At 62.4% G+C, this 25,873-nt stretch carries 24 protein-coding genes; 19 read left to right on the top strand and 5 right to left on the bottom strand.

Features of this window, described 5'->3' with window-relative positions; genetic code table 11:
* Positions 1-2: 2 nt before the first annotated feature.
* The 7 genes from nuoN (at position 3) to mtnK (ending at position 6,375) form a co-directional block, all read left to right on the top strand.
* The gene (nuoN, locus tag ACSQ84_RS19545) at positions 3-1,442 is read left to right on the top strand and encodes an NADH-quinone oxidoreductase subunit NuoN (protein ID WP_436213348.1); all 1,440 of its coding nucleotides are present in this window, start codon (positions 3-5) and stop codon (positions 1,440-1,442) included.
* Positions 1,443-2,255, top strand: a complete 813-nt coding sequence (locus ACSQ84_RS19540) for a biotin--[acetyl-CoA-carboxylase] ligase (protein WP_436213347.1) — start codon at positions 1,443-1,445, stop codon at positions 2,253-2,255.
* Entirely contained in the window at positions 2,255-3,925 is a 1,671-nt protein-coding gene (locus tag ACSQ84_RS19535) for a ribonuclease J (RefSeq protein WP_436213346.1), read from the top strand. The genes ACSQ84_RS19540 and ACSQ84_RS19535 overlap by 1 nt, the downstream gene beginning before the upstream one ends.
* Before the next feature lie 33 nt (positions 3,926-3,958).
* A complete protein-coding gene (gene mce / locus ACSQ84_RS19530; protein WP_436213345.1) occupies positions 3,959-4,363 on the top strand; it encodes a methylmalonyl-CoA epimerase in 405 nt (134 codons plus the stop codon).
* A gap of 6 nt (positions 4,364-4,369) precedes the next feature.
* On the top strand, positions 4,370-4,645 hold the full coding sequence (locus ACSQ84_RS19525) for a DUF1467 family protein (protein ID WP_436213344.1): 276 nt from the start codon (positions 4,370-4,372) through the stop codon (positions 4,643-4,645).
* Positions 4,646-4,708: 63 nt separating this feature from the next.
* Complete coding sequence (locus ACSQ84_RS19520; RefSeq protein ID WP_436213343.1) at positions 4,709-5,056, top strand: hypothetical protein; 348 nt, start codon at positions 4,709-4,711, stop codon at positions 5,054-5,056.
* A 38-nt stretch (positions 5,057-5,094) separates the two neighbouring features.
* Positions 5,095-6,375, top strand: coding sequence for an S-methyl-5-thioribose kinase (gene mtnK, locus ACSQ84_RS19515; protein ID WP_436213342.1), 1,281 nt, complete (start codon positions 5,095-5,097; stop codon positions 6,373-6,375).
* A 491-nt stretch (positions 6,376-6,866) separates the two neighbouring features.
* Here mtnK and ACSQ84_RS19510 read toward each other — a convergent pair whose 3' ends face one another.
* On the bottom strand, positions 6,867-7,136 hold the full coding sequence (locus tag ACSQ84_RS19510; protein WP_436213341.1) for a hypothetical protein: 270 nt from the start codon (positions 7,134-7,136) through the stop codon (positions 6,867-6,869).
* A gap of 168 nt (positions 7,137-7,304) precedes the next feature.
* Between ACSQ84_RS19510 and ACSQ84_RS19505 the strand changes: the two genes are divergently transcribed.
* From ACSQ84_RS19505 to ACSQ84_RS19495, 3 genes are read left to right on the top strand one after another with little or no spacing between them, the layout of a single operon-like run.
* A complete protein-coding gene (locus tag ACSQ84_RS19505; RefSeq protein ID WP_436213654.1) occupies positions 7,305-8,045 on the top strand; it encodes a response regulator in 741 nt (246 codons plus the stop codon).
* Positions 8,042-8,977 carry a HAMP domain-containing protein gene (locus tag ACSQ84_RS19500; RefSeq protein WP_436213340.1) on the top strand — a complete coding sequence of 312 codons (936 nt, stop codon included), beginning with the start codon at positions 8,042-8,044 and terminating at the stop codon, positions 8,975-8,977. Before ACSQ84_RS19505 ends, ACSQ84_RS19500 begins: the two co-directional genes overlap by 4 nt.
* The gene (locus ACSQ84_RS19495; RefSeq protein WP_436213339.1) at positions 8,974-10,302 is read left to right on the top strand and encodes an ATP-binding protein; all 1,329 of its coding nucleotides are present in this window, start codon (positions 8,974-8,976) and stop codon (positions 10,300-10,302) included. The genes ACSQ84_RS19500 and ACSQ84_RS19495 overlap by 4 nt, the downstream gene beginning before the upstream one ends.
* A 133-nt stretch (positions 10,303-10,435) precedes the next feature.
* Here the strand turns inward: ACSQ84_RS19495 and ACSQ84_RS19490 are convergent, their stop codons facing one another.
* The 4 genes from ACSQ84_RS19490 to ACSQ84_RS19475 all read right to left on the bottom strand — a co-directional run bounded on the left by ACSQ84_RS19490 (position 10,436) and on the right by ACSQ84_RS19475 (position 14,575).
* The gene (locus ACSQ84_RS19490; RefSeq protein ID WP_436213338.1) at positions 10,436-11,470 is read right to left on the bottom strand and encodes an ABC transporter permease; all 1,035 of its coding nucleotides are present in this window, start codon (positions 11,468-11,470) and stop codon (positions 10,436-10,438) included.
* A 12-nt stretch (positions 11,471-11,482) separates the two neighbouring features.
* Entirely contained in the window at positions 11,483-12,985 is a 1,503-nt protein-coding gene (locus ACSQ84_RS19485; protein WP_436213337.1) for a sugar ABC transporter ATP-binding protein, read from the bottom strand.
* 6 nt (positions 12,986-12,991) lie between these two features.
* Positions 12,992-14,014 carry a sugar ABC transporter substrate-binding protein gene (locus tag ACSQ84_RS19480; protein ID WP_436213336.1) on the bottom strand — a complete coding sequence of 341 codons (1,023 nt, stop codon included), beginning with the start codon at positions 14,012-14,014 and terminating at the stop codon, positions 12,992-12,994.
* Positions 14,015-14,167: 153 nt separating this feature from the next.
* Positions 14,168-14,575: a globin gene (locus ACSQ84_RS19475; protein WP_436213335.1), complete on the bottom strand. Its 408-nt coding sequence runs from the start codon at positions 14,573-14,575 to the stop codon at positions 14,168-14,170.
* Positions 14,576-15,092: 517 nt separating this feature from the next.
* On the opposite strand from ACSQ84_RS19475, the gene ACSQ84_RS19470 reads away from it, so the two are divergent.
* The 9 genes from ACSQ84_RS19470 (at position 15,093) to ACSQ84_RS19430 (ending at position 25,873) form a co-directional block, all read left to right on the top strand.
* Positions 15,093-15,467 carry a DUF2946 domain-containing protein gene (locus ACSQ84_RS19470; protein ID WP_436213334.1) on the top strand — a complete coding sequence of 125 codons (375 nt, stop codon included), beginning with the start codon at positions 15,093-15,095 and terminating at the stop codon, positions 15,465-15,467.
* Between the two features lie 94 nt (positions 15,468-15,561).
* Positions 15,562-17,964, top strand: a complete 2,403-nt coding sequence (locus ACSQ84_RS19465) for a TonB-dependent receptor family protein (protein WP_436213333.1) — start codon at positions 15,562-15,564, stop codon at positions 17,962-17,964.
* A 29-nt stretch (positions 17,965-17,993) separates the two neighbouring features.
* A complete protein-coding gene (locus tag ACSQ84_RS19460) occupies positions 17,994-19,217 on the top strand; it encodes a sialidase family protein (protein WP_436213332.1) in 1,224 nt (407 codons plus the stop codon).
* Entirely contained in the window at positions 19,214-19,714 is a 501-nt protein-coding gene (locus ACSQ84_RS19455; protein ID WP_436213331.1) for a TlpA family protein disulfide reductase, read from the top strand. Before ACSQ84_RS19460 ends, ACSQ84_RS19455 begins: the two co-directional genes overlap by 4 nt.
* Before the next feature lie 59 nt (positions 19,715-19,773).
* The gene (locus ACSQ84_RS19450; protein WP_436213653.1) at positions 19,774-20,286 is read left to right on the top strand and encodes a copper chaperone PCu(A)C; all 513 of its coding nucleotides are present in this window, start codon (positions 19,774-19,776) and stop codon (positions 20,284-20,286) included.
* A gap of 887 nt (positions 20,287-21,173) precedes the next feature.
* Positions 21,174-22,496 carry a proline--tRNA ligase gene (gene proS, locus ACSQ84_RS19445; protein WP_436213330.1) on the top strand — a complete coding sequence of 441 codons (1,323 nt, stop codon included), beginning with the start codon at positions 21,174-21,176 and terminating at the stop codon, positions 22,494-22,496.
* Between the two features lie 90 nt (positions 22,497-22,586).
* Positions 22,587-23,882, top strand: a complete 1,296-nt coding sequence (locus tag ACSQ84_RS19440) for a lipoprotein-releasing ABC transporter permease subunit (RefSeq protein ID WP_436213329.1) — start codon at positions 22,587-22,589, stop codon at positions 23,880-23,882.
* A gap of 4 nt (positions 23,883-23,886) precedes the next feature.
* The gene (locus tag ACSQ84_RS19435) at positions 23,887-25,167 is read left to right on the top strand and encodes a lipoprotein-releasing ABC transporter permease subunit (protein WP_436213328.1); all 1,281 of its coding nucleotides are present in this window, start codon (positions 23,887-23,889) and stop codon (positions 25,165-25,167) included.
* Positions 25,168-25,174: 7 nt separating this feature from the next.
* The gene (locus tag ACSQ84_RS19430) at positions 25,175-25,873 is read left to right on the top strand and encodes an ABC transporter ATP-binding protein (protein WP_436213652.1); all 699 of its coding nucleotides are present in this window, start codon (positions 25,175-25,177) and stop codon (positions 25,871-25,873) included.

The following is a 25,873-nucleotide window of genomic DNA, read 5'->3' as shown; positions in this document are numbered from 1 at the left end:
CCATGAGCTTCCAAAGTGCAGGTTATCAGTTGCTGCCGGTGTTGCCGGAGCTGGTGCTGGCCGCGGGTGCCATGGCGCTGCTGATGCTCGGCGCCTATCGTGGCGGCGAGGGCACGACGAAGCTTGTCACCACCCTCGCGGTGTGCCTGCTGATCGTGACCGGCGCGCTGGAGCTGATGCTGCCGGCCGGCAAGCTCACGACCTTCGGTGGCAGCTTCATCGTCGACGATTTCGCGCGCTTTCTGAAGATCCTGGCGCTGATCGGCTCGGGCGTCACGCTGATCCTGTCGGCGGAATTCCTGTCCGATCCGTCGCGGCGGATTTTTGAATATTCGATCCTGGTGTTGCTCTCCACCCTCGGCATGATGGTGCTGATCTCGGCCGGCGATCTGATCATGCTCTACCTCGGGCTCGAGCTGATGAGCCTCGCGCTCTACGTCGTCGCCGCCAGCAACCGCGACAACGCCAAGTCCACCGAAGCCGGCCTGAAGTATTTTGTGCTCGGCGCGCTGTCCTCGGGCATGCTGCTGTACGGCGCCTCGCTGATCTACGGCTTTACCGGCACCGTCAGCTTCGCCGGCATCGCGGCGGCTGCGAAGACCAGCGACGTCGGTATCGTGTTCGGCCTCGTGTTCCTGCTCGCCGGCCTCTGTTTCAAGGTCTCCGCGGTGCCGTTCCACATGTGGACACCCGATGTTTACGAGGGCGCGCCGACGCCGGTGACTGCGTTCTTTGCCTCCGCGCCCAAGGTCGCGGCGTTAGCGGTGTTTACGCGCGTGGCGCTGACGGCATTCCCGGGCATCGTTTCGCAATGGCAGCAGATCATCGTCTTCGTCGCGATCGCCTCGATGGTGCTGGGCTCGTTCGCCGCCATCGGCCAGAAGAACATCAAGCGCCTGATGGCCTATTCTTCGATCGGCCACATGGGTTTTGCGCTGGTCGGGCTGGCGTCCGGCACCGTCGAGGGTGCGCAGGGCGTGCTGGTCTATATCGCGATCTACGTCGCGATGACGCTCGGCACCTTCTCGGTCATCCTGACCATGAAGCGCAACGGCCAGCCGATGGAACAGATCAGCGACTTTGCAGGGCTTTCGCGCACCAATCCGCTGCTCGCTTTCTTCTTTGCGATGCTGCTGTTCTCGCTGGCCGGCATTCCGCCGCTCGCGGGCTTCTTCGCCAAATGGTACGTGTTCGTCGCCGCGATCAAGTCGGGCCTGTTCACGCTGGCCGTGGTCGGCGTGATCGCCAGCGTCGTCGGCGCGTTCTACTATCTCACCATCATCAAGGTGATGTATTTCGACGAACCGGCCGGCGAACTCGACCCGATGCGCACCGAATTGCGCGCGGTACTGGCGGTCACGGGCATCTTCACGATCTTCTTCTTCGTCTATCCGGGGCTGTTGGTCAGCGTGGCCGCGGCCGCGGCGAAGTCGCTTTTTTAAATGGCATTCGCGCTCGGTTCCCGGGCCATAGCGGCGGGCTATCGTCTCGCCGCCTTCGATCAGGTCGGTTCGACCAATACCGAGGCCATGGCGCGCGCCCGCGAGGGTGAGCGCGGCTCGATGTGGTTCGTTACCTCAGAGCAGACGGCAGGAAAGGGACGCCGCCAGCGCGCCTGGATCGCGCCGCGCGGCAATCTCGCCAGCAGCATCCTGGAAGTCATGGACGTGCCGCCCGCGACCGCGGCGACGCTGGGCTTTGCCGCCGGCCTCGCGCTCGAAAGCGCGCTGCAGAAGCTCAGCCTTGAAGCCAATATGCGAAGGGCTAGTTCTGACCCGTTGAAATTCCTGCTGAAATGGCCGAACGACGTGCTGGCCGGCCGACAGAAGCTCGCCGGCATCCTGCTCGAGGCCGAAGTCGTGGCCGACAACCGCCTGGCCGTCGTGGTCGGGATCGGAACCAACGTGGTCGCAGCACCCGAGGGCACGCCGACGCCGGCGACCTCGCTCGCCGCGCTCGGCGTCCATGTCGGCGCCGAGGAGCTGTTCACGGCCTTGTCGGACGCCTGGGTTGAATTCCGCGGCATCTGGGACAACGGCCGCGGCTTTGCCGAAATCCGCCGGCTGTGGCTGGCGCGCGCCGCCGGCCTCGGTGAGCCGGTCGCAATCCAGACCGGAGCTACGACTATCGCGGGCACCTTCGACACGATAGATGAAACCGGCTGCCTGATTGTGCGGACCGCAGAAGGCAAACACCTCCCGATCGCCGCGGGCGAGGTTTATTTTGGCTCGGCGGCCTCCGTGGGAGCTGCCTGATGGCTAGACCAGATGAACTGACCTTTGCGCCGCTCGGTGGCGTCGGCGAAATCGGCATGAACCTGTCGATCTACGGGCTGGGCAACCGCCACCAGCGGTCCTGGCTCGCGGTCGATCTCGGCGTCTCCTTTGGCGATGAGGAGCATCTGCCGGGCATCGACCTGATCATGCCTGACATCCGCTTCCTGGAGAAGGAGCGCAACAACCTGATGGGGCTGGTGCTGACGCACGCCCATGAGGACCATTTCGGTGCGATCATCGACCTCTGGCCGAAGCTGCAGTGCAAGATCTACGCGACCAGGTTCAGCGCCGCGCTGTTCGAGGCCAAACTGGCGGCCGAGCGCAATCCGCCCAAGATTCCGGTCACGGTGGTGCCGTCAGGCGGCCGGATCCATCTCGGCCCGTTCAACGTCGAATTCATCCCGGTCGCGCATTCGATTCCGGAATCGCACGCGCTGGCGATCCACACCTCAGTTGGCACCGTGCTGCACACCGGCGACTGGAAGATCGATCCGACGCCCATTATCGGCTTGCCGACCGACGAGCGGCGCCTGCGCGAGCTTGGCGACGCCGGCGTGCTGGCGCTGATCGGCGATTCCACCAACGCGGTGCGGGACGGGCGCTCGCCCTCGGAGACCGAGGTCGCCGCCACCATTACGAAACTGGTAAAGGCCGCCAAGGGCCGGGTCGCCGTCACCACCTTCGCCTCCAACGTCGCGCGCCTGAAAGCGGTCGCGGACGCCGCCAGGGCCGCCGACCGTGAAGTGGTCGTGGTCGGCCGCGCCATGGAACGCGTGGTGCAGGTTGCCCGCGAAACCGGCTATCTCGAAGGCGTGCAGAATTTCCGCGGCGCTGATCTTTACGGCCATTTCCCGCCCGACAAGGTGCTGGCGCTGTGCACAGGCAGCCAGGGCGAGCCACGCGCGGCGCTGGCGCGGATCGCCAATGACGACCATCCGCAGGTGACGCTGAACAAGGGCGACTGCGTGATCTTTTCCTCGCGCACCATTCCCGGCAACGAGAAGGCGGTTGGCGGCATCATCAACGGCCTGGTCACGCAAGGCATCGAGGTCATCACCGACCGCACTGACCTCGTCCATGTCTCCGGCCATCCGCGCCGCGACGAATTGCGCGACATGATCTCCTGGGTGCGTCCGCAGCTGCTGATCCCGGTGCATGGCGAAGCCCTGCATTTGTCGGAGCATGCCAAGCTGGCGCGCACCGCCGGCGTCCCAAAAGTCCTGATTTGCCGCAACGGCGATCTGGTCAAACTCGGCCCCGGCGACCCCGGCATCATCGACGAATTGCCGTCAGGCCGGATTTACAAGGACGGCAACATCCTGGAGGATTCCAAGTCGCGTGCCGTGGTCGAGCGCCGGCGGATGGGATTTGCCGGCTGTGCCTTTGTCGCCATCGCCATGACCGACAAGGGCGAGCTGGCCGACGATCCCGAGGTTGATCTGGTCGGCATCCCCGAGAAGAATACGGCCGGCGAGCCCCTCGACGACATCGTGTTCGATGTGGTGGTATCGACGTTCGAAAACCTGCCGCGGGCGCGGCGGCGCGACGCCGATGCGACAGCGGAATCGGTGCGCCGTGCGGTCAGGGCGGTCATCAACGAGAACTGGGGCAAGAAGCCGATTTGCCTCGTCCATGTGCTGACGATCTAGAACACGCGCAAGAAAGTACGGGAGGGAGTAACGATGCTGGGCCGGCTCAATCATGTCGCGATCGCGGTCAAGGACGCCGAGAAAGCAGCAAAAATCTATGGCGGCGCGTTCGGCGCGGAAATCTCCGGCGCGGTGCCGCTGCCGGAGCACGGCGTCATCACCGTGTTCGTCACGCTGCCCAACACCAAGATCGAATTCATCCAGCCGCTCGGCGAGGGCTCGCCGATCGCCAAATTCGTCGAGCGTAATGCCGACGGCGGCATCCATCACATCTGCTACGACGTGCCCGACATCATCGCGGCGCGCGACAAGCTGATCAGCGAGGGCGCGCGGGTGCTCGGCGACGGCGTGCCGAAGATCGGCGCCCACGGCAAACCGGTGCTGTTTTTTCATCCGAAGGATTTTTCCGGCGCACTCGTCGAAATCGAACAGGCCTGAACCCTCATGGCCTACAACATCTCAACGATGTTCGCGATCTACTTCGTCCTGTGGTGGGTCGTGCTGTTCGTGACGCTGCCGTTCGGCGTCCGCAGTCAGCATGAGGACGGCGAGGGCGCGCCCGGCACCGATCCCGGTGCGCCGGTCATGGCGCTGATGGGCCGCAAGCTGATCTGGACCACGATCATCTCGGCGGTCATTTTCGCCATCGCGATGTGGGCCTATCATCAGGGTTTTCTGAATATCGAGCGGCTGGCCAAGCTGATGGGGATGCCGTTTTAGGGCCAGCGGCACGACATTACACATTTGCAGCGCGGCAGGCGCTGGCTTGCCGGGAGACCAGAAATGACTTTTCAACGCATCATGATCGCACTGGTGATCCTGCTCGCCGCCGGCCTTGGCGGGTCGTTCTACATGAACTGGAAGACGCTGAACCAGCTTCGCACGGTGAAAGCCTTCGTCGAGCAGGCGGTCTTCCCCGACGCGGTTGCCGCCTGCGAGAATGCGCAGAGCACGACGCCGTTCAAATGGATCGGCGGCAAACAAACCGCCGCAATCGGCCTGAACTCTGTCAAGCTCAACAAGGATACCATCATCGCGGGTTACACGCTGGTCGCCGACAGCGTCTATTGCGACTACGATCCGATCAAGAAGAAGGCCAATATCGGGTCCAACTTCCTCGAGCGGGAGTAGGGCCTAACTCAGTTTTTCGGCGCCGGAGGCGACTGCGGATGACCTCGGACGAATATCGAATTCTGCGCGAGACGGATTTGCGCGACTATCTCGCGCAGCTTCCCGCGATCGCGTGCCAACTTGGCGGAGCGCCGGCAAGCTGGTCGATCAGCGAGGTTGGCGACGGCAATCTCAACCTCGTATTCATTGTGCGCGGCGGGGCTGGCAGCATTGCCGTCAAGCAGGCGCTGCCCTATGTGCGTCTGGTTGGCGAGAGCTGGCCGCTGCCGCTGTCGCGCTCGCACTATGAACATCTGGCGCTCACCCATCAGGCCCGGCTGGCGCCCGGGCTGGTGCCGGCGGTTCTCCACCACGACGAGGCGCTGGCCCTGATCGCGATGGAATTTCTCGAGCCGCATATCATCATGCGCAAGGGACTGGTCGGCGGGACCACTTATCCGCGCTTCGTCGACGACATCACGACCTTTCTGGCGCGAACGCTGTTCCTCAGCTCCGATCTTGCGGTCCCCGCCGCGGAAAAGAAGCAGGGCATCGCCGCCTTTGCCGGCAATCATGCGCTGTGCAAGATCACCGAGGACCTGATCTTCACCGATCCCTATCGTATCGTCGAACAGAACCGCTGGACCTCGCCGTGGCTGGACACAACCGCGGCGCGCTTTCGCGGAGACCTCGACCTGCATGTCGCGGTCTCCAGGCTCAAGCTGAAGTTCATGGCCGCGCCGGAAGCGCTGATTCACGGCGACCTCCATACCGGCTCGATCATGGTGACGGAGCGCGAGACGCAGGTGATCGATCCCGAATTCGCGTTCTATGGGCCGATGGGGTTCGATATCGGCGCCGTGATCGGCAACCTCCTCATGGGCTATCTGGCCTCCAGCGGCCACGAAACGTCGCCTGGTGACAGGCGAACCTTCGAGGCATGGCTGCTGGAGACGGTCGAAAGCGTCTGGACGGAATTCGCGCGCAAGTTCGTCGAGTTGTGGCGTACGGAAGCAAAGGGCGACGGCTATCCGCCCACGCTGTTTGCCGGCGCTAACGGTGCGGCGCGCCTCGATGCGGAACGGCAGGCCTATATGGCGCAGCTGTTTTGCGACACCGTCGGGTTTGCCGCGGCGAAGATCATCCGCCGCATCCTCGGTCTCGCGCACAATATCGATTTCGAACTGATCGATGATCCGAAGCGGCGCGCCATCTGCGAGGCGCGTAGCCTAAGGCTGGCGCGCGCGATGCTGGTGGATGCGGCGTCGTTTGCTTCGATCGGTGCCGTGACCAACGCGGCACGGGAAGTGCGCGATTGGGATCCGGATTTCGGTGCGTAAAGGCTAGCGGCTAGGCAGGCGAGATCTACTTCCCCTTTCGGCGGATTGCGGACTTGGCCGGACTTGCGAAGCCAGCGGGCGGTATGGACTAGCGACGTCCTGATCGATTGAGTTCGGCGACCTGATGCTTCTCCCCGGCCAACTTTCCCCCGGCGTGCAAGCTGCTGCAATACCACATGACTGCACGGTCGTTCCAACCCAAAAACAGTCCGGTCTCCCTGCAATCAGAATAGGTTTTGAAATTGCGTACGTTTCTGCACGTTGGCGAATAAATAAACTCACCCGCCGACCCGGAGCATCCATTCCAGGGTTGGTTGCCGTACTTGAAACTTGTCGGCGGACCATCGGCGTAATTGCTGGAGGTCTTCTCAAGTGCGGCAAGCTTCGCCATTACGGGACCCGGCGCAGCCGATGGCGTTCGAACGCTTGGCGGCGTTTGAGCGGTTGGCGATATCCGGCGCGATGCAACACGGTTTGCCACCTGCCTCGGCCTATGCGGCCTTGCCACCGGCTTCGGCGCTACGACCGTGATGGTAGGAAGCGCGGTGGCGGAGCCTGTTGCGGTTTGCGACATGGCCGTACCGCTCGGGCCGCACAACAATGCAGTTGACAGGATAGCAATAGCTGAGGGTGCAAAAAGGCTTGACGACATTCCCATGAGACGTTCTCCCAAATCGGACATTAATGCCGTCCCAAGACGGCGCGGGCGCGCTCAATTTGGCCTCGGCGGGCAAGGCGAGCATGTCCTTGTCCAGGTTCATCGATATCGCCTCCAAAAAAGACGAGAAGCACCACTGGAAGTGTCCGATGTATCCCGCGAATTTCCGCTTGTGCCCGTTTTGAAATTTTCCATGTCGGGCCGGCGGTTCGATACATTACGTTACAAAATAGGATGTCGCTATCCTCGCCGGTTGGGTACTCTGGCGTGTATGGGCAATTCGGACCACATTCTCGTCGTCGACGACGACCTGGGCTTGCGCGAACTGCTGGACCGATATTTTGTCGGCAACGGCTATCGGGTCACTACGGTGGCCAACGGCCGGCAGATGCGCGAGGTTCTCGCAAACCACCGGGTCGATCTGATCGTGCTTGACCTAATGCTGCCCGGGGACGACGGCCTCACGCTCTGTCGCAACTTGCGCGCAAATCAACCCTATGACATTCCGATCCTGATGCTGACGGCGCGCGGCGATGAAGCAGACCGTATCGTCGGCCTTGAGATGGGGGCGGACGACTATCTCACGAAGCCGTTTGCCCCGCGCGAGCTGCTCGCACGAATCCGCTCGGTTTTGCGCAGGGCCGAGATGCTGCCCCGCAACCTTGCGGCATCGGAAAAAGCCCGCCGCTTTCGCTTCGGCGAATGGAAGCTCGATACGACCGGGCGTTTCCTGGTCGACTCCAACGAAACCGTGGTCTCGTTGAGTGGCGCCGAATACCGATTGTTGCGCGTGTTTCTCGATCACCCTCAACATGTCCTCAATCGCGATCAGCTGCTCGACCTGACGCAAGGCCGTGAGACCGAAGTCTACGATCGGTCAATCGACCTTCTTGTCAGCCGCCTTCGCCAGCGATTGCGCGACGACGCCCGGGAGCCGTCCTACATCAAGACGGTGCGCAGCGAAGGCTACGTCTTTGCAGTCTCCGTCGAGGCATTGCCGGAGCCGTCATGAGCGCCCGTTTTCGGCGTATGGCGGCGCGTCTTTGGCCGGGCTCCCTGTTCGGCCGGCTGGCGATGATCCTGTTTTCCGGCCTTGTAGCTGCACATGTGCTGGCCTTCGTTTTGATTGTCCTCGACCACATGGCTATCGAAGACGAACTGGGGAATAAATTTGCTGCCGTGGACATCGCGGACTCGGTCGCTATCCTGGACTACGTCAAGCCTGAAGAAAGACCCGCTTGGCTCGACCGCCTCTCTCGACTGCACTATCGATACGTTCTCAGAGATGGGGGAGAGCTGGAAGCGGAGCCACCCAAACGACGGCAAGCGAACATCGCGCGTTTGCGGGCCCTGCTGGGGCCCGCCTACGAGGCGAATTTTGTCTACTTCGATCCACCGACGCGATCGCGACGGGGCATACTCATGCATCTGAAGGACGGTAGCCCGCTGACGCTCGAGATCTTCTGGCAGCGGGCAACCATTTCGCCATGGTTGCCGGCGGCGCTCGCCGTTCAACTCTGTATTATCGCATTCTTCGTCTGGCTTGCCGTAAAGCTCGCGACGCAACCGCTGGCGCGCCTGGAGCACGCGGCCAACAGCCTGGGTTCGGATTTGCGCGGTGAGCCGCTCCCGGAGGATGGTCCGAAGGAAGTGGCGCGCGCCGCTACCGCGTTCAACGCCATGCAGCGACGCATTGCCGAGCAGGTCGCGGAACGGATCCAGATTCTGGCGGCGATCTCGCACGATCTTCAGACTCCGATCACGCGCATGCGGCTGCGCGCTGATTTCCTGGGTGACAGCGACGCCAAGGAAAAGCTGCAGGGCGACCTGCAGGAAATGCAGACGCTCGTCAAACAGGGTCTTGCCCTGGCGCGGGAGTACGACGACATTGGCCCCGGGGCCACCGCGCATGTCGCCGTCGAAGCATTGCGGGAGCCGTCATGAGCGCCCGTTTTCGGCGTACGGCGGTGCGTCTTTGGCCGGACTCACTGTTCCGCCGGCTGGCGATCATCCTGTTCGGCGGTCTCCTGGCTGCACATGTGCTGTCCTTTGGTCTGGTTGCCTTTAATGTCTTCGGCCTCAGCCGCGAGATAGGGGATGACTATTTCATCAGGTACATCGCGACCGCGGTCGCTATCCTCGACCGGGTCAAGCCCGAAGAACGGTCCGCCTGGCTCGAACGCCTCAGTCGACCTACATATCGGTACGTTCTCGGAGATGGGGGAGAGATAGAAGCGGCGCCACCCAAACGACGACAAGAGAGCCTGGCGCGTTTGAGGGCCATGCTGGGGGCCGGCCACGACGCGAAATCTATCTTCTACCTCGATCCACTGAATCGACGGCGGCTGGGCTGGCTCGTTCACCTGAAGGACGGCAGCCCGTTGATGGTCGAATTCGTCGCACGGAGGACGGTGATTTCGCCCTGGTTGCCGACGGCGTTCGCCGTTCAACTCTTTGCTCTCGCATTCCTCACCTGGATTGCCGTGAAGCTCGCGACACAACCGCTGGTGCGCCTCGAGCGCGCGGCCAACAGCCTGGGTTCGGATCTGCGCGGCGAGTTGCTCCCGGAGGATGGTCCGAAGGAAGTGGCGCGCGCCGCTACCGCATTCAACGCCATGCAGCGACGCATTGCCGGGCAGGCTGTGGAGCGGATCCAGATTCTGGCGGGGATAGCGCGCCGTCTTCAGACTCCGATCACGCGCATGCGGCTGCGCGCTGATTTCCTGGGTGACAGCGACGCCAAGGAAAGGCTGCAGGGCGACCTGCAGGAAATGCAGACGCTCGTCAAGCAGGGTCTTGCCTTGGCCCACGGACGCGACGAGCTCAGCAAGCAGCGGTGTCAGACCGACCTGCATGCCCTTATCGACAGCCTCGTCTGCGACTATTCCGACGCCGGAAAATCTCTTCGCTTTTCCGGAGAACGCGGGGTGACGATTCTCACACACCCGCAGGCCTTGCGCCGCATCATGATCAACTTGATCGATAACGGCCTGAAATTCGGCGAGGATGTCGAAGTCGCCATCGATGCGCAGCGGTCGAACGGCATCACGATCACCGTATCGGACCGCGGGCCCGGTATTCCCGACGAGCATCTGAAGTCGGTATTCTTGCCGTTTTATCGGGTCGAGGCTTCGCGCAATCGCGAAACCGGCGGCACCGGGCTTGGCCTTGCCATCGCCCAGCAACTTGCCAGCGCGCTTCGCGGGACGCTCACGCTCGCCAATCGTGATGGCGGCGGATTGGAAGCGCGCCTCGAATTTTTGCGCTGACAATACGATGACTCTGACGCGGATGATTTCGTGGCGAGATGACAGACCCGTCGCGTCCACGGGACGCAATGCGGACTCTGGCAAAATGTCTGCCCTCGGCAGATTTATGGCTTCACGGCCTAAAACGCCGGCGTCATTCGACAGCTCGTTCCCGCAACTGCTGCGCATAAACATTGATCACCAGCGCCGCCAGCAGAATGAGGCCGCGGATCAAAATCTTCAAAAAACTGTCGATATTGACGTGGTCGAGGCCGTTGTTGAGGACGCCGAGCACGAACAGGCCGACAATGGTATTGCCGATGCCGCCGCGGCCGCCGAACAGGCTGGTGCCGCCGACCACGACGGCGGCGATCGAGTCGAGCAGATAGGTATCGAACTCGTTCTGCTGCGCGCTGCCGAAATGGGCGACGCCGAGCATGCCGCCGATGCCTGAACAAACCGCCGAGATCACCATCACGCTGCCAAGGATCAGCTTGACGTTGAGGCCGGAATATTCCGCGGCCTCGCGATTGCCGCCGACCATGTAAACGTAGCGGCCGAAGCGGGTATACGTCAGCACCAGATGGCCGCCGAGCAGCATCAGCGCGGCCACGATCACGATCCATGGGATGCCACCGATCGATCCCGATCCGAGCGTCGTGATCACGTCGGGCACCTTGTAGGCGATCTGGCCGCGCACCAGCAGCGCGGAAATGCCGGCCGCGATCTGCATCATCGCCAGCGTCATGATGAAGGAGGGAATGCCGATCACCGTGAGCCCGAGCGCGTTGACGACACCGAGCAGGGCGCAGAGCGCCAGCGCCAGCATGACCGCGGCCCAGCCGGGCATCGGGACGTTGGCGATGTTCACGTAGGATTCCTGCAGGGTGAAATAGGCGACGGCAATGCCGGTGACGTTGGCGATGCTCGCGATCGACAGGTCGATCTCGGCGCACAGGATCACGAAGGTGAGGCCGACGGCGATGATGCCGGTCACCGACACCTGGGTCAGGATGTTGCCGAGATTGTCGAGCGTCGCAAATGAAGGACTGGCGGCGGCAAAGAAGGCGGTGAGGCAGATCAAGGTCAGGAACGGCGCGATGTTGCGCATCTGCGAACGCAGGAACCTGCCGATGTTGCGCGGCCGCTTGCGATCCGCCGGGACTGTCGCGCTTTCACTGCTCGCCATACGAATCTCTCCTCAAGCCGCTTCCAGCAGGCGGTCCTTGCTGACCATCTCATGCGTAAATTCCCGCACCACCGCGCCGCGCTTCAAGACGATGATGCGGTCGGCCAGCGACAGAACCGTCTCCGGTTCGGTCGACAGCACGATCACCGCCAATCCCTTGGCGCGCAGGTCCCTGACGATGTTGATGACGTCGTTCTTGGCGCCCACATCCATGCCGCGCGTCGGCTCGCACAGCACCAGCAGGCGCGGCGGATAGCTCAGCCATTTCGCCAGCGCCACCTTCTGCTGGTTGCCGCCGGACAGCATGCCGAGTTCGAGTTCGACCGCCGCGGGCCGGATCTGCAATTGCTCGACCTGGCGCGTGGCGATGGACCGCTCGCGCGCCGGCTTGAGGAGCAGGGCGGAAATCCGGCCCAGCACGCTGATCGAGATGTTCTTGTAGACCGGCTCCTGGTGGAACAGCATGGCGCGGCGGCTTTCGGGAACGAAGGCCACACCGGCGCGCCGCGCCGCCGCGGTGCTGGCGAAGCTCTTGCGCTCGCCACCCACAATGAGCGTGCCGCTATCGGGCTTGATCTTGCCGAACAGAATTCGCGCCAGCTCGAGCTGGCCGCATCCCATAAAACCATAGATACCCAGCACTTCGCCGCCACGGGCCTCGAACGAGACGTCCTGCAGGCTTCGGGCCAAACTGAGTTCATTTGCCTTGAGCACAGCCGGACGGCTGGTGGGCGGCGGCAGCATGATGTCGTCGGTATAGGTCTCGCCCAGCGCCTCGCTGCCCTTGCCGATCATGGCTTCGATCAAGGCGGCCTTGCTGGTCGCGGCAGCTTCGGTCTCGGCCACCTTCCGGCCGTTGCGGAACACGGTGACGGTGTCGGAGACGCGCAGGATGTCTTCGATGAAATGCGAGATGAAGACGATGCTGGCGCCTTCGTCGCGCAGCCGCCGCAGCGTCGTAAACAGGCGCTCGACCTCGGGCGGCGAGAGGGCGGAGGTCGGCTCGTCGAGGATGATGATGCGGGCGCCCGAGAACAGCACGCGGGCGATCTCGATCAGTTGCTGCAGGCCGATCGGCAGATCGCCGAGCCGCGACATCGGATCGACGTCGATGCCGAATTTGGCGAGCTGCTCGCCGGCCTCGCGCGCCATGCGCCGCCACTGCACGAGGCCGAAGCGGTTGGTCGGCTGGGTGCCGAGAAAGACATTTTCGGCCACCGACAGGTCAGGGGCGACACTCAGCTCCTGATGCACCATGGCAATGCCGGCCGCATGCGCGTCGCGGGTCGACCGGAAGCGGGTGTCCTTTCCGTCCAGTGTAAACCGGCCCGAGAATTCCGGATGCACGCCGGCGATGATCTTCATCAGCGTGCTTTTTCCGGCGCCGTTTTCGCCGACGAGACCATGGATCTCGCCGGCGAACAGCGCAAAGTCGACCCCCCGTAGCGCCTCGACGCCGCCGAAGGCCTTGGTGATCCCCCGCAATTCGAGGATGGGTGAGCGTTCCGACTGCATCAGGCTTCAGATCAGGAAATGATTCTCCATCCACTGCATGCCCGCCGCATTGGCCTTGGTCACGACCGGGCCGTCCGTAATCACGTGCTTGGGAATGCCCTGACCGCTCTTTTCGCCCGCGGTCACCGCGGCGACGCCCGCAATGATGGCGCCGCCATGGATGCGGCACGAGGGATTGCGGACGGTGGCGAACATCCGGCCTTCGCTCACCGCCTGGATCGCCGGCGGCATGGCGTCGACCCCGCCGATCAGGATGTTGGTGCGGTTGCGCGCCTTCATGATGTTGGCGGCGGCGAGCGCCATGTCGTCATTGTGGAAGAAGGCGGCGTCGATCTGCGGGTATTTTGTCAAATAGGTCTCCCACAGCCGCGCCGCCTTCGAGACGTCCCAATCCGCCGGCTGGGTGTCGAGCACCTCGATGTTCGGGAACTGCTTCACCACGGACTCAAAACCCTTGGCACGGCCTTGCGCGCCGGTGTGGCCGAGGGCGCCTTGCGTCATGATGATCTTGCCCTTGCCGCCGATGGCGTTGCACAGCGCCTGGGTCACCGAGGCGCCCATGAACTCATTGTCGGGGGCGAGGAAGGAGTGGACGTTGATCTGGTCGAGCGGCGCGATCAGCGTGTCCATGTCGATGACGGGGGTGCCGGCGGCGATCATCTTCTGCACCGGCTGGGTCAGGGTGCCGATACCGAACGCCTGGATGGCGACGAAATCCCATTTCTGCGAGGCCATGTTGTCGATCGCGGCGCGCTGCTTGACCGCGTCGAGCTGGCCGTCGAACCAGGTGACTTCGACGTTGAACAGCTTGCCCCACCATTCCGCGGCCTGCTTGCCCTGTGCGCACCAAGTGGCCTGCAGGCCGGCGTTGGAGAACGCCGCCTTCAGCGGTTTCTCGGAACGTCCAACTCCGGCCGCCAGTGCCGGGCTCACGCCCAAACCGCCGAACAGGGTGGTCGCTGCGCCGGCGAGCGCCGCCGACTGAAGAAGATCACGTCTGGTCGTAGAGAATTTGTCCGTCCCTGACATTGCTTGCTCCCTCGTTTTCATTTTTATGACCGTCGGCGTCGATTGCACGCACCGCGGATGCGATCAGTGTCTCACACTCATCGCGCCCGCGCCACCCATCCGGGCCGGGAGTGGCGATAGCGATCCGGTCAAGCGGCACGATCGGGATTTGTTCTAGCTTGTGCGTTGCAAGACCAGCTGCTCAATCTCATCCAGCAATTTTTGCCACGCAGCATCGATCTCCGGCGTCCACTCAGCGCCCAAAATCTCGCGCAGCGTCCCGGCGATCATGCCAAAGAATGCGATGAACAGGTCGCGCGGCGTGCCGTAGGCGTCGTGCGAGGAAATTTCGCACTCGATCATGCGAAAATGACCGGTGCGCGGGCCTGCGAAATCCAGGATGGCCTCGATCGTCAGCGCCAGCATCGAGCCCTTGACGAGTTCGCTGCCCTCGGTCCGGAACATTGCCTGTGTTTCGGGGTGTTCGCGGTACAGGCGATCATAGACCAGCGGCGTCAGGTCCGCGCAGCGTTCGCCGGCAATCTCAAAGCTTCGTTCGATCGGATTGGAAGACGCGATCATGGCGATGTACGCGGTTCGGAAAATCTTCGAACGACTTTAGAAGATGTGATCGTCGAAAAAACTGATCATCGAAAAAAAAGAGCAGGGCACGGAGCCCTGCTCGAAAATTGTGTCGACCCTTTTACCTCGAAAAAATTGGGTTTGATCTTGATTGACGAGGCGACGCTGCTTGTGCGCGTCAGGGCTCCTCCCGAGACTTGGACCACCAGACTTCAACCTTTCGGCCAGCCTGAGCCAGCACGTGTAGACCATCTTTTTCGTCTTGTCACCATTTTCAGCAACGATTGTTCAAAATTCCAGCAGTCTGCGAAATGATTGGGATTTCACCACTATTCCTTGTGTTTTGGCGGCAATACCCGTCGCTTAATATTGTCGGGCTGGTCGGGTAATCCGGTTTCAAGGGGCTGGGGCGCAACCTGAATGGCCGATTATTTCCGCAACTGGCGCGAATAAACCGGGAACGTGATCTCGACTTCGGACCCCGGGGGTGATTAGGTTCGCCGCGGATGGATTTGCGATGCGCAGGCGGCTGAAAAATTTCCTACCGATCGTCCTGATCGCCCTGGTGGTGCAGATTTTTGCACCCATCGGCGCGTGCTGGGCGGCCAGCCTGGCTGCCTCCGACCCGATCGCTGCTGCCGTTATCTGTCATGGCAATGCAAACGCCGCCACCGGACAGAGCGACCAGACCGGGCATCGCGCCCACGATGGCTGCTGTTCGGTCTGCAGCGTGCTCCAGACCGGGGCGTCGGTCGATGTGCCGCAAACCGCCGACGCCATCGTATTCGAACGCCGGCACGCGGATGTGGTCTGGGTCGAATTCACAACAGACCGATTCGGCTCTTGGGCCGGCTCTCACGCGCAAGCGCGCGCCCCTCCGTCCATTTCCTGACCAACCGAACATTCGAACGATCGGTGCGGCCTTGGCTGCGCTGATCGGTGCCGTTCAATAAGCCGGCCTTTAGAGCCGGTGTCAGGAATATTCGATGATCGTTCATCGTGCTCGCGGTAGCGCGAGCCTGCTGGTGCTATGCTGCGCGCTTAGCGCCGCGCCTTCGAGCACAAGCGCCCAAACCGCATTGCCGCCGGTAACGGTGGATGCGCCGCGTGCAGCGGCCACAAAACCCGTGGCGCGGCGGCCGGGCGTTCGCTCGTCGGCGAGGGCGGCGCGGGCCAGGCCCAGCGTCATCATCGCCACGCCTGCCGTGCCGCCGGCCGCGCGCACGACGCCGGGTGAAGCGCGCGCGAACCTTTACCAGGCACCAAACGGCCAGACCGAGACCACGATCGATCGCAGCCAGTTCGACAACCGGCCGTCATTTTCGGTCGGCGACGTCTTGCGCGACAGCCCCGGCATCTCGGTGAAGCAGGGCAACGGGCCGCGCGACTTCGGCATATCGATCCGTGGCTCCAACGCCCGTAACGGCTTTGGCATCCGAAATCTCGTGATCTTCGACGACGGGTTCCCGGTCACGCAGCCGGACGGACTTTCCCGCAGCGATCTGATCGATCCGCGAGCCTATGCCGCGATCGATGTCATCCGCGGGCCGTCATCGGCGCTGTATGGCAATTACGCGACCGGCGGCGCGCTCAATTTCCGCACCCGCCCGGGCGGGACCATCGACGGCGTCGAATACGGCGTCGATGGCGGTAGTTTCGGCTATCTCAACAATTATCTGGCGGCCGGCAAGAAGGTCGGCAAATTCGAAGGCTCACTGTTTGCCAGCGACGCGCGCGGCGACGGCTACATTCAAAACAGCTGGTTCAATACCCAGACCGTGAACTTCCTCGGCACCTTGCAGGCCACCCCTGACGACCGCTTCACCGTCAAATTCATCAATAACGAGTTGAGCACGCGGCTGCCGATCCGGTTGTCGCTCAACCAGTACTATCAAAATCCGTTCCAGGCAGGGTGCGAGGCGGCGGGCGTCGCGGGCTGCGGATCGGTACCGCTCTTCAACAACGGCTTCAATGGGCCGAGGAGTTCCGTCACCGCGGTGCAGGCCGGGCTCGGGCGCAACGATCGCCGGACGATCGTCGGCGGCCGCTGGGAGCACGACTTCGACAACACGACGACCTGGCGCAACCAGTTCGTGTTCGACGACCGCAACATCAACCAGCCGACCGGCTCCACCAGTTCGATCGGCGACTTTCCGTCGTACAACTACACGAGCGACATCACCAAGCGCGGCGAAATCCTCGGGATGGATTCCACGACCTTTTTCGGTGGCTTCTACAACACGCTCGTCGCGTCCAGTGACACCCGGAACGTGATGCCGGGCGGCAATGCGCGGCTGGGCTTGCTCCAGAGCAATACGTTCAGCGACACGACGAACTATGGGGTTCGTGCGCGGGAAGAACTGAAGCTGACGCCGCAGCTCATGGCGATTGCCGGGATTGGATGGGAGACGACGCATTTGAGGGGGATCAATACCGCTTACAACTATGGAACGTCGATGTTTCCAGCCCCTACGATCAGCCCGACGACCGCGGATCGTCAGTTCCAAAACACCGCGCCTGAGTTCGCGCTGCTCTATAAATTGAACAGCGAGTGGTTGTTCCGTGGCCGCGTCGCGACCGGCTATGGCACGCCGCAGGTCGGAAACCTCTTCGTGGTCTCCACCGGCCAGAACGGCAACAACACCCAGCTCAAGACCCAGAGGAACCTCGGCTATGACCTCGGTTTCGACTGGACGCCCAACAATGCGCTGAAGTTCAGCGCGACCGGGTTCTATGAGTTCTTCAGGGATGAACTGGTGACGCAGGCGACGTCAACGACGGCCGCCGGGGTGGCCCCGCCGAATGCGAGCTACACCTTCAATGCGCCTCGCTCCGAACATCGGGGCGTCGAATTGGCGGCCGACTGGAAATTCCATCCGGGTTGGCGATTCACGGCGGCCTACACCTATCTCGACGAAATCTACACTGAATACACCGAGAACATTATCAGCGGCGCCAACACGTTTGGTTTCAACCGTGTCGGCAACAAGATTCCCGGCATCTCGCCCAACGAACTCACGGCCCGGCTTGGGTATGATGAGATGTCGGGACGGCTGGCCGGCCTCGGTGCGTTCGTAGAGGTGCAATGGAAGGACTCGTTCTACATGGACAACGCCAATCTGTTGAAGGCGCCCGGTTACGAACTGGTCAATCTCAATGTGCACTACAAGACGGATCTGGCGTCCGAGTATTTCAAGGCATTGAGCTTGTATCTCGAAGTCCGCAACGTGTTCGACCGGACCTATGTGGCGTCCGCCAACAACATCGGGAACACGGTCGCGGCAGCCGGCGTTCAAAATCCCGCGAGCGTGCTGGCGAACACGACAGGTTCGATCTATGCCGGTTCACCGCGCGCGTTTGTGGCGGGCATGAAGGTGGCGTTCCGATGACCGATCGATTTCGCGGAGGGATGAACGCCATGGTTCGAAACAGCCTGCTCGGGTCGATTGCCTTGGCGCTCGGCGTCACGCTATGGCAAATGCCCGCCACCGCGCAGATGAGCCACCAGCACGCCTCGGAGGCGGCGTGCAACGAGACCATCTTGCGGTGCGCTTCGAAAGTCACGCCTGCCTTCGGCGCCGATGGAACGCTGTGGCTCGTCTGGATGGCCGGTGGCCAGATATCCGTTGCAAGCTCAAAGGATGCCGGCCGCAGCTTTTCGACGCCGGTTCAGGTGACGAAGGAGAAACTCAATCTCGATTGGGGGCCCGACGCGCGGCCCAAGTTTGTCGTCGAGAAGAACGGCGGCATCGTGCTGGCGTTTTCGATCTTCCGGGACAAGGCGTTCAACGGCCAGGTGCTGTACACGCGATCAACCGACGGTGGCGGAAGCTTTGCCGCCTTGCGGCCGATCACCTCGAACAACGACAGCCAGCGCTTCGAAGCGCTGGGCCTTGACGCTGACGGTTCGGTGTTTGCCGCCTGGCTCGACAAGCGCAACCGCGTGCCGGCGAAGCAGAGTGGCAAGAAATACGACGGCGCGGGTCTGTTCTTTGCGTCCTCGAAAGATGCCGGAGCGAGCTATACCGAAGCGCGGCTGGCGACGGACAATACCTGCGAGTGCTGCCGGCTCGGGCTGGCGTTCGCCGGTCCCGGCCGTCCCGTTGTTGTCTTCAGGAATATCTTCGAAGGAGGCGTTCGCGATCACGCCATCATGACCTTTGCTGATCCGGCAACGCCGGGCGAGGTGCGCCGCGTCAGCAAAGACGACTGGCAGATCGCCGCGTGTCCGCACCATGGGCCAAGCCTGTCGATTTCGACCGCCGGGACCTATCACGTGACCTGGTACACCAACGGCAAGGCACGCAAGGGCCTGTTTTATGCTCGCTCGCAGGATGAGGGCCGGACGTTTTCCGATCCGCTCCCGATCGGCAGGTCCGATCGCAATCCCACCCGGCCATACGTGCTGGCGGGGCCACGCGGTGCGACGATCGTCTGGAAGGAATTCGATGGCGAAAGAACCACGGTCAACGCGATGGTCTCCCGTGACGACGGCAAAAGCTGGTCGAAACCGTCAGCGGTTGCCACGACATCGGACACGTCCGATCACCCGCTGCTGGTGAGCGACGGACAAAAGACCTATCTGTCCTGGATGACCAAGGCCGACGGATATCGCTTGCTGCCGATTGGAGATGAGTCATGAGACGCTATGTGCTGGCCGCGATTTTCTTCGCTGCCCTTCTCGCGCCCGCACCGGGCGCTGAGAAACCGTCTCAGCTCAGGCCGTTCGTGCGCGGAAGCTGGCAGGACGTGTTGCGTGCGCACGCCGGTCGCCCGACGCTGGTGCATTTCTGGGGCGTGACCTGCGGCCCCTGCAAGGTCGAGCTGCCGCTGCTTGGGCAATTCATGAAGCACCACGGCGAAATCGACGTGGTGACGATCAGCGCCGATCTCGTTCCCGATTTGCCCGGCGCCACCCGGGCGATGTTGCAAAAGTCTGGCCTCGGGCCTGCGGAGAACTGGATCTTCAGCGATGGCTTTGTCGAGCGCCTGCGGTTCGAGATCGACCCGGCATGGCAGGGCGATATCCCCCGCACGCTGCTGATCGGGCGGGACGGAACCATCACCACGATCGAAGGCTCGGCCGAAATACCGGACCTCGAAAAATGGTCAGCGCAGCAGCGCGCCGCGACGAAATGACAGCGAAATTATTCTGCCTCCACAACCTGAAAGATAATCAAATGAAGCCCGTTCTGCAAATGAAGCCTGTTCTGCAAATCCTCTCTCTTGCCGCTCTGATCGCAAGCGTGTTCGCCGTTCCCGCGCAGGCTGGCGATGCCAAGGCCGGCGATCTCGTCATCACCCAGGCCTGGAGCCGCGCCACACCGAAGGGCGCCAAGATCGCCGGTGGCTATCTCACCATCGAGAACAAGGGCGCCGCAGCGGACCGTCTGCTGGGCGGCAGCGGCGAAATCGCCGGCAAGGTCGAGATCCACGAGATGGCGATGAACAACGGCGTGATGACGATGCGGCCGCTCGACAAGGGGCTGGCGATCGAGCCGGGCAAAGTGGTGAAGCTCGCGCCCGGCGGTTACCATTTGATGCTGATGGACCTCAAGGGTCCGTTCAAGCAGGGCGACAAGGTGCCGTTCACGCTCGAATTCGAAAAGGCGGGCAAGGTCACTCTGTCGTTCGACGTGCAGGGTGTCGGCGCGCAGGCGCCCGCCGGTGGCGCTGGAGGACACAAGGCGCACGATCATTCGAAGATGTGAGGGGGGGTGATAGCTAACCTCCGGGGCGTGCCGGGCCAGACGAGGTCAACGTGGGGTCGCCGATCGCGATCAAGTGCGACAAAACAACCCGACGGGCAAATCACTTCGGATTTATGGAAATCATGTCAAGCCCCAAAATAAAAAATATTTCGCTTTTCCAGAATGGCAAATTGAAGTACACCCTTGGCCATCCCGTCCTACTCAGAAGGGCGTCGGCCGTCGTCACGGACGTTGGACGGGTTGCGGTGGACGCGAAGGTACCCTTGACGAAAGGTGCTGGAGCGTACGGCAAAGACGTGTGGTCCTGACGTCGCGGTGCTGGCGTCAATGCACCTGGAGGCAATAGCTTCCAGGGCGCTACGGAGGCAAAAGAGCCGTTCTCCGGGGAGAGCTCGTTATAAGCCGTAAAGCCATTGCGCAGGGAAGGCCGGGTGTTCCCCGCTGCCCTGTATGCTCGTGTGCAGCTTTCTATCTACCAACCGCACACGGGACCGCGGGTGCAGCGCGCACCCGGTCTTCCCTGCGCCCTCTGTTTTCGAGGGCAAGGAATTTCTGGCATAGCTCGGGCGCATCGCGCCGCGAGAACGCGAAGGTACATCCACCCGTCATCGCCCGACCGGGCGACCCGTTATTCCAGAGATGCTGATGATAGAACCGAAAAGCCGCGGCGTACTGGATCGCCCGCTTTCGCGGGTGACGACGGCATTATGTGATGTCACACCATCCCGACCTGATCGCGCCGCAATTATGGGCGCAAGATGAACGGTCAAAACGGCCGGAAATCCGCATTCCCTATGGCTTTTGAGGCTCCCGGCCTTGTATTTTCGCACCCGATCCGGTTTCACTGCAGTTCTTCCCCTTGTTCCACTGATTCCCTGAGTTGACCCATGCGATTGTCGCGGTTTTTTCTGCCCATCCTGAAGGAGAACCCGAAAGAGGCGGAGATCGTCTCGCACCGCCTGATGCTGCGTGCCGGCATGATGCGGCAGGAGGCGGCCGGCATTTACGCCTGGCTGCCGCTGGGTTTCCGGGTGCTGAAGAAGATCGAGCAGATCGTCCGCGAGGAGCAGAACCGGGCCGGGGCGCTCGAACTGCTGATGCCGACATTGCAACTCGCCGATCTCTGGCGCGAGAGCGGCCGCTACGACGCCTATGGTCCGGAAATGCTGCGCATCAGCGACCGCCACAAGCGCGAATTGCTGTACGGGCCGACCAACGAGGAAATGATCACCGAGATCTTCCGCGCCTACGTCAAGTCCTACAGGAGCCTGCCGCTCAATCTCTACCACATCCAGTGGAAGTTCCGCGACGAGCAGCGTCCGCGTTTCGGCGTGATGCGCGGCCGCGAATTCCTGATGAAGGACGCCTATACATTCGACATCGACGAGGCCGCAGCCAGGCGTTCCTACAACCGGATGTTCGTCGCCTATTTGCGCACTTTTGCGCGGATGGGCTTGAAGGCGATCCCGATGCGCGCGGAGACCGGCCCGATCGGCGGCGATCTCAGTCACGAGTTCATCGTGCTGGCCGAGACCGGCGAGTCTGGGGTCTATTGCGACAGCGACGTGCTCAACCTGCCGATTCCGGGCGATGACGTCGATTATGACGGCGATCTGACGCCGATCATCAAGCAATGGACTTCGGTCTATGCCGCGACCGAAGACGTACATGACGCTGCACGCTTCGATCGCGAAGTGCCCGCCGAGAAGAAGGTGAACACCAGGGGCATCGAAGTCGGCCAGATCTTCTACTTCGGCACCAAATACTCCGACGCCATGAAGGCGACGGTCGCGGGCGCCGACGGCGTCGACGTGCCGATCCATGGCGGCTCCTACGGCGTCGGCGTGTCGCGCCTGGTCGGCGCCATCATCGAGGCCTGCCATGACGATGCCGGCATCAAATGGCCCGAGGCGGTGGCGCCATTCACCGCCGTGATCCTGAACCTGAAGCAGGGCTCCAGCGATACCGATGCCGCCTGCGAGGCGCTTTATCGCGAGCTCGAGGCCAAAGGCGTCGACGTCCTCTATGACGACACGGATCAACGTGCGGGGGCAAAATTCGCCGCCGCTGACCTGATCGGCATTCCCTGGCAGATTCTGGTCGGCCCCAAGGGCCTCGCCGAGGGCAAGCTCGAGATCAAGCGGCGCAGCGACGGCTCGCGCGAGAATCTCAGCCCGGCGGAAGCGGTCGCCAGGATATCTGGACGATAACCGGAAGATAGCGGGAAAGATTTTCCACGGCGGGCGGTATGTTCGCCATTCCGGGCCACATTCGGCCCCGAATCATGGGATTATCGACAGATGGATGAGACCGTGAACGAGACAGTCCGAACCCCGCCGTTTTCGCAGTTCGAATGGCTGTTGTCCGGGCGTTACCTGCGGGCGCGTCGCAAGGAAGGCTTCATTTCCGTGATCGCCGGCTTTTCGTTCCTAGGCATCATGCTCGGCGTCGCCACGCTGATCGTCGTGATGGCCGTGATGAATGGCTTCCGCAAGGAATTGCTGGACAAGATGCTGGGACTGAACGGCCATATATTGGTCCAACCGCTGGAATCGCCGCTGACGGACTGGAAGGACGTCGCCGAGCGGATCAGCCAGATTCAGGGGATCCGGCTGGCGGCGCCCGTCGTCGACGGCCAGGGGCTGGGATCCTCGCCATCCAAGGCGGCCGGCGTGTTCATTCGCGGCATGCGGGCCGGCGACCTGAACAATCTCACCTCGATCTCCAAGAACATCAAACAGGGCACCCTCGAAGGCTTCGATGAGGGGCAGGGCGTCGCGATCGGAAGCGGGCTCGCCGATCAATTGTCGCTGCGTGCCGGCGACCGCATCACCCTGATCTCGTCCCAAGGCGCGCTGACGCCAGGCGCGTCGACGTCGACGGGCAGCACGCCGCGCATCAAGCCGTACAGGATCGCCGCCGTATTCGAGATCGGCATGTCCGAATATGACGCAAGCCTCGTGTTGATGCCGCTGCCCGAAGCGCAGGCCTATTTCAACCGCAAGGATGACGTGTCCTCGATCGAGGTATTCACGAATGCCCCCGAGCTGATCGATACGTTCCGCAAGAGCGTCATGGAGGCCGCGGCAAGGCCGGTATTCCTGGTCGACTGGCGGCAGCGCAATTCGACCTTCTTCAACGCGCTCCAGGTTCAGCGCAACGTGATGTTCGTGATTGTCACAATGATCGTTCTGGTCGCAGCTCTGAACATCGTCTCCGGCCTGATCATGCTGGTGAAGGACAAGGGCCAGGACATTGCGATCCTGCGCACCATGGGTGCCTCGCAGGGCGCGGTGATGCGGATATTCCTGATCACGGGCGCCGCGATCGGCGTCGTCGGCACGCTCACGGGTCTCTTCGTCGGCATGCTGATCTGCCTGAACATCGAATCGATCCAGCAGCTGCTGTCGTGGATGACCAACACCGACCTGTTTCCGCAGAAGCTGTATTACCTCTCGAAGATTCCGGCCGAGGCCGCCTTCGGCGAGACCTCCGCGGTCGTGGTCATGGCGTTGACCCTGTCGTTCCTGGCGACGCTCTATCCGTCCTGGCGCGCCGCGCGCCTCGATCCCGTCGACGTGCTGCGGTACGGGTGAGATCATGAACGAAGCCATGAACGAGACCGTCCGAACCCCGCCGTTTTCGCAATTCGAATGGCTGTTGTCCGGGCGTTACTTGCGGTCGCGTCGGAAGGAAGGCTTCATTTCCGTCATCGCCGGCTTTTCATTCCTCGGCATCATGCTCGGCGTCGCGACGCTGATCATCGTGATGGCCGTGATGAACGGCTTCCGCAAGGAGCTGCTGGACAAGATCCTCGGCCTCAACGGGCATCTTTTGGTTCAGCCGCTGGAATCGCCGCTGACGGACTGGAAGGACGTCGCCGACCGTATCAACCAGGTTCAGGGTATCCGGCTGGCTGCACCGGTCGTGGATGGGCAGGCCCTGGCATCCTCGGCGTTCAACGCCTCCGGCGTGCTGGTTCGCGGCATGCGCGCCAACGACCTCAACAATCTCACCTCGATCTCCAAGAACATCAAGCAAGGCACTCTCGAAGGCTTCGACGAAGGGCAGGGCGTCGCGATCGGACGTCGGCTCGCCGATACGCTGTCGTTGCATGCCGGCGACAGCATCACGCTGGTGGCGCCGAAGGGCGCCGTGACGCCGATGGGCACCACGCCGCGCATCAAGCCCTACAAGATCGCCGCCGTGTTCGAGATCGGCATGTCGGAATATGATTCGAGTTTTGTGTTCATGCCGCTGCCGGAATCGCAGGCCTATTTCAACCGCAAGGACGACGTCACCGCGATCGAGGTGTTCACGAGCAATCCGGACAAGATCGACACTTTCCGCAGGCTGGTGACGGAGGCGGCCGGGCGGCCGGTGTTCCTGGTCGACTGGCGGCAGCGCAACTCGACCTTCTTCAATGCGCTGCAGGTCGAACGCAACGTGATGTTCCTGATCCTGACCATGATCGTGCTGGTCGCGGCGCTGAACATCGTCTCCGGCCTGATCATGCTGGTAAAGGACAAGGGCCAGGACATTGCGATCCTGCGCACCATGGGCGCCTCGCAGGGCTCGATCATGCGGATATTCCTGATCACTGGCGCGGCGATCGGCGTGGTCGGCACGCTGACCGGATTTTTCGTCGGCATGCTGATTTGTCTCAACATCGAATCGATCCGGCAGTTCCTGTCCTGGATGACCAATACCGAGCTGTTCTCGCCGGAGCTCTACTTCCTCTCCAAGCTGCCGGCCGAGATCGATTTCGGCGAGACCACCGCTGTCGTGATCATGGCGTTGACGCTGTCGTTCCTGGCCACGCTCTATCCGTCCTGGCGCGCCGCGCGCCTCGATCCCGTGGACGCGCTCCGGTATGAGTGAGGGCAAAATGGCCGAGGGCGCTGAAGATGTACCGGTGGTCTATCTCCACGAGATAAAACGCCAGTACACGCAAGGCGAGGCGACGTTGACGATTCTCGACGGCGCCAAGCTCGCGCTGTGGGCCGGGCAGTCGGTGGCGCTGGTGGCGCCGTCGGGCTCCGGCAAATCGACGCTGCTGCATATCGCCGGTCTGCTCGAAAGCCCCGACGATGGCGAGGTCTATGTCGCGGGCACGCCGACTTCGCAGTTATCCGACATCGACCGCACCCACATCAGGCGTACCGACATCGGCTTCGTCTATCAGCAGCACCGGCTGCTGCCGGAATTCACCGCGCTCGAAAACGTCATGCTGCCGCAGATGATCCGCGGCCTCAAGCGCAACGAGACGATCAAGCGCGCAACGGAGATCCTGGCCTATCTCGGTCTTGGCGAGCGCATCACCCATCGACCGGCGGAACTGTCCGGCGGCGAGCAGCAGCGCGTCGCGATCGCACGCGCGGTCGCCAACGCGCCGCGGGTGCTGCTGGCGGACGAGCCGACCGGCAACCTCGATCCGCACACCGCCGATCACGTGTTCAACGCCCTGATGCAGCTCGTGAAGGCGACGCGGGTCGCGATGCTGATCGCAACCCACAATATGGAGCTGGCCGGCCGGATGGATCGGCGGGTGTCGCTGGTGGACGGCCAGGTCGTCGAGTTGGAATAG

Source organism: Bradyrhizobium sp. LjRoot220 (genome assembly GCF_964252915.1).
Lineage (GTDB): Bacteria > Pseudomonadota > Alphaproteobacteria > Rhizobiales > Xanthobacteraceae > Bradyrhizobium.
This window is presented reverse-complemented; position numbering and strand designations above follow the sequence as displayed.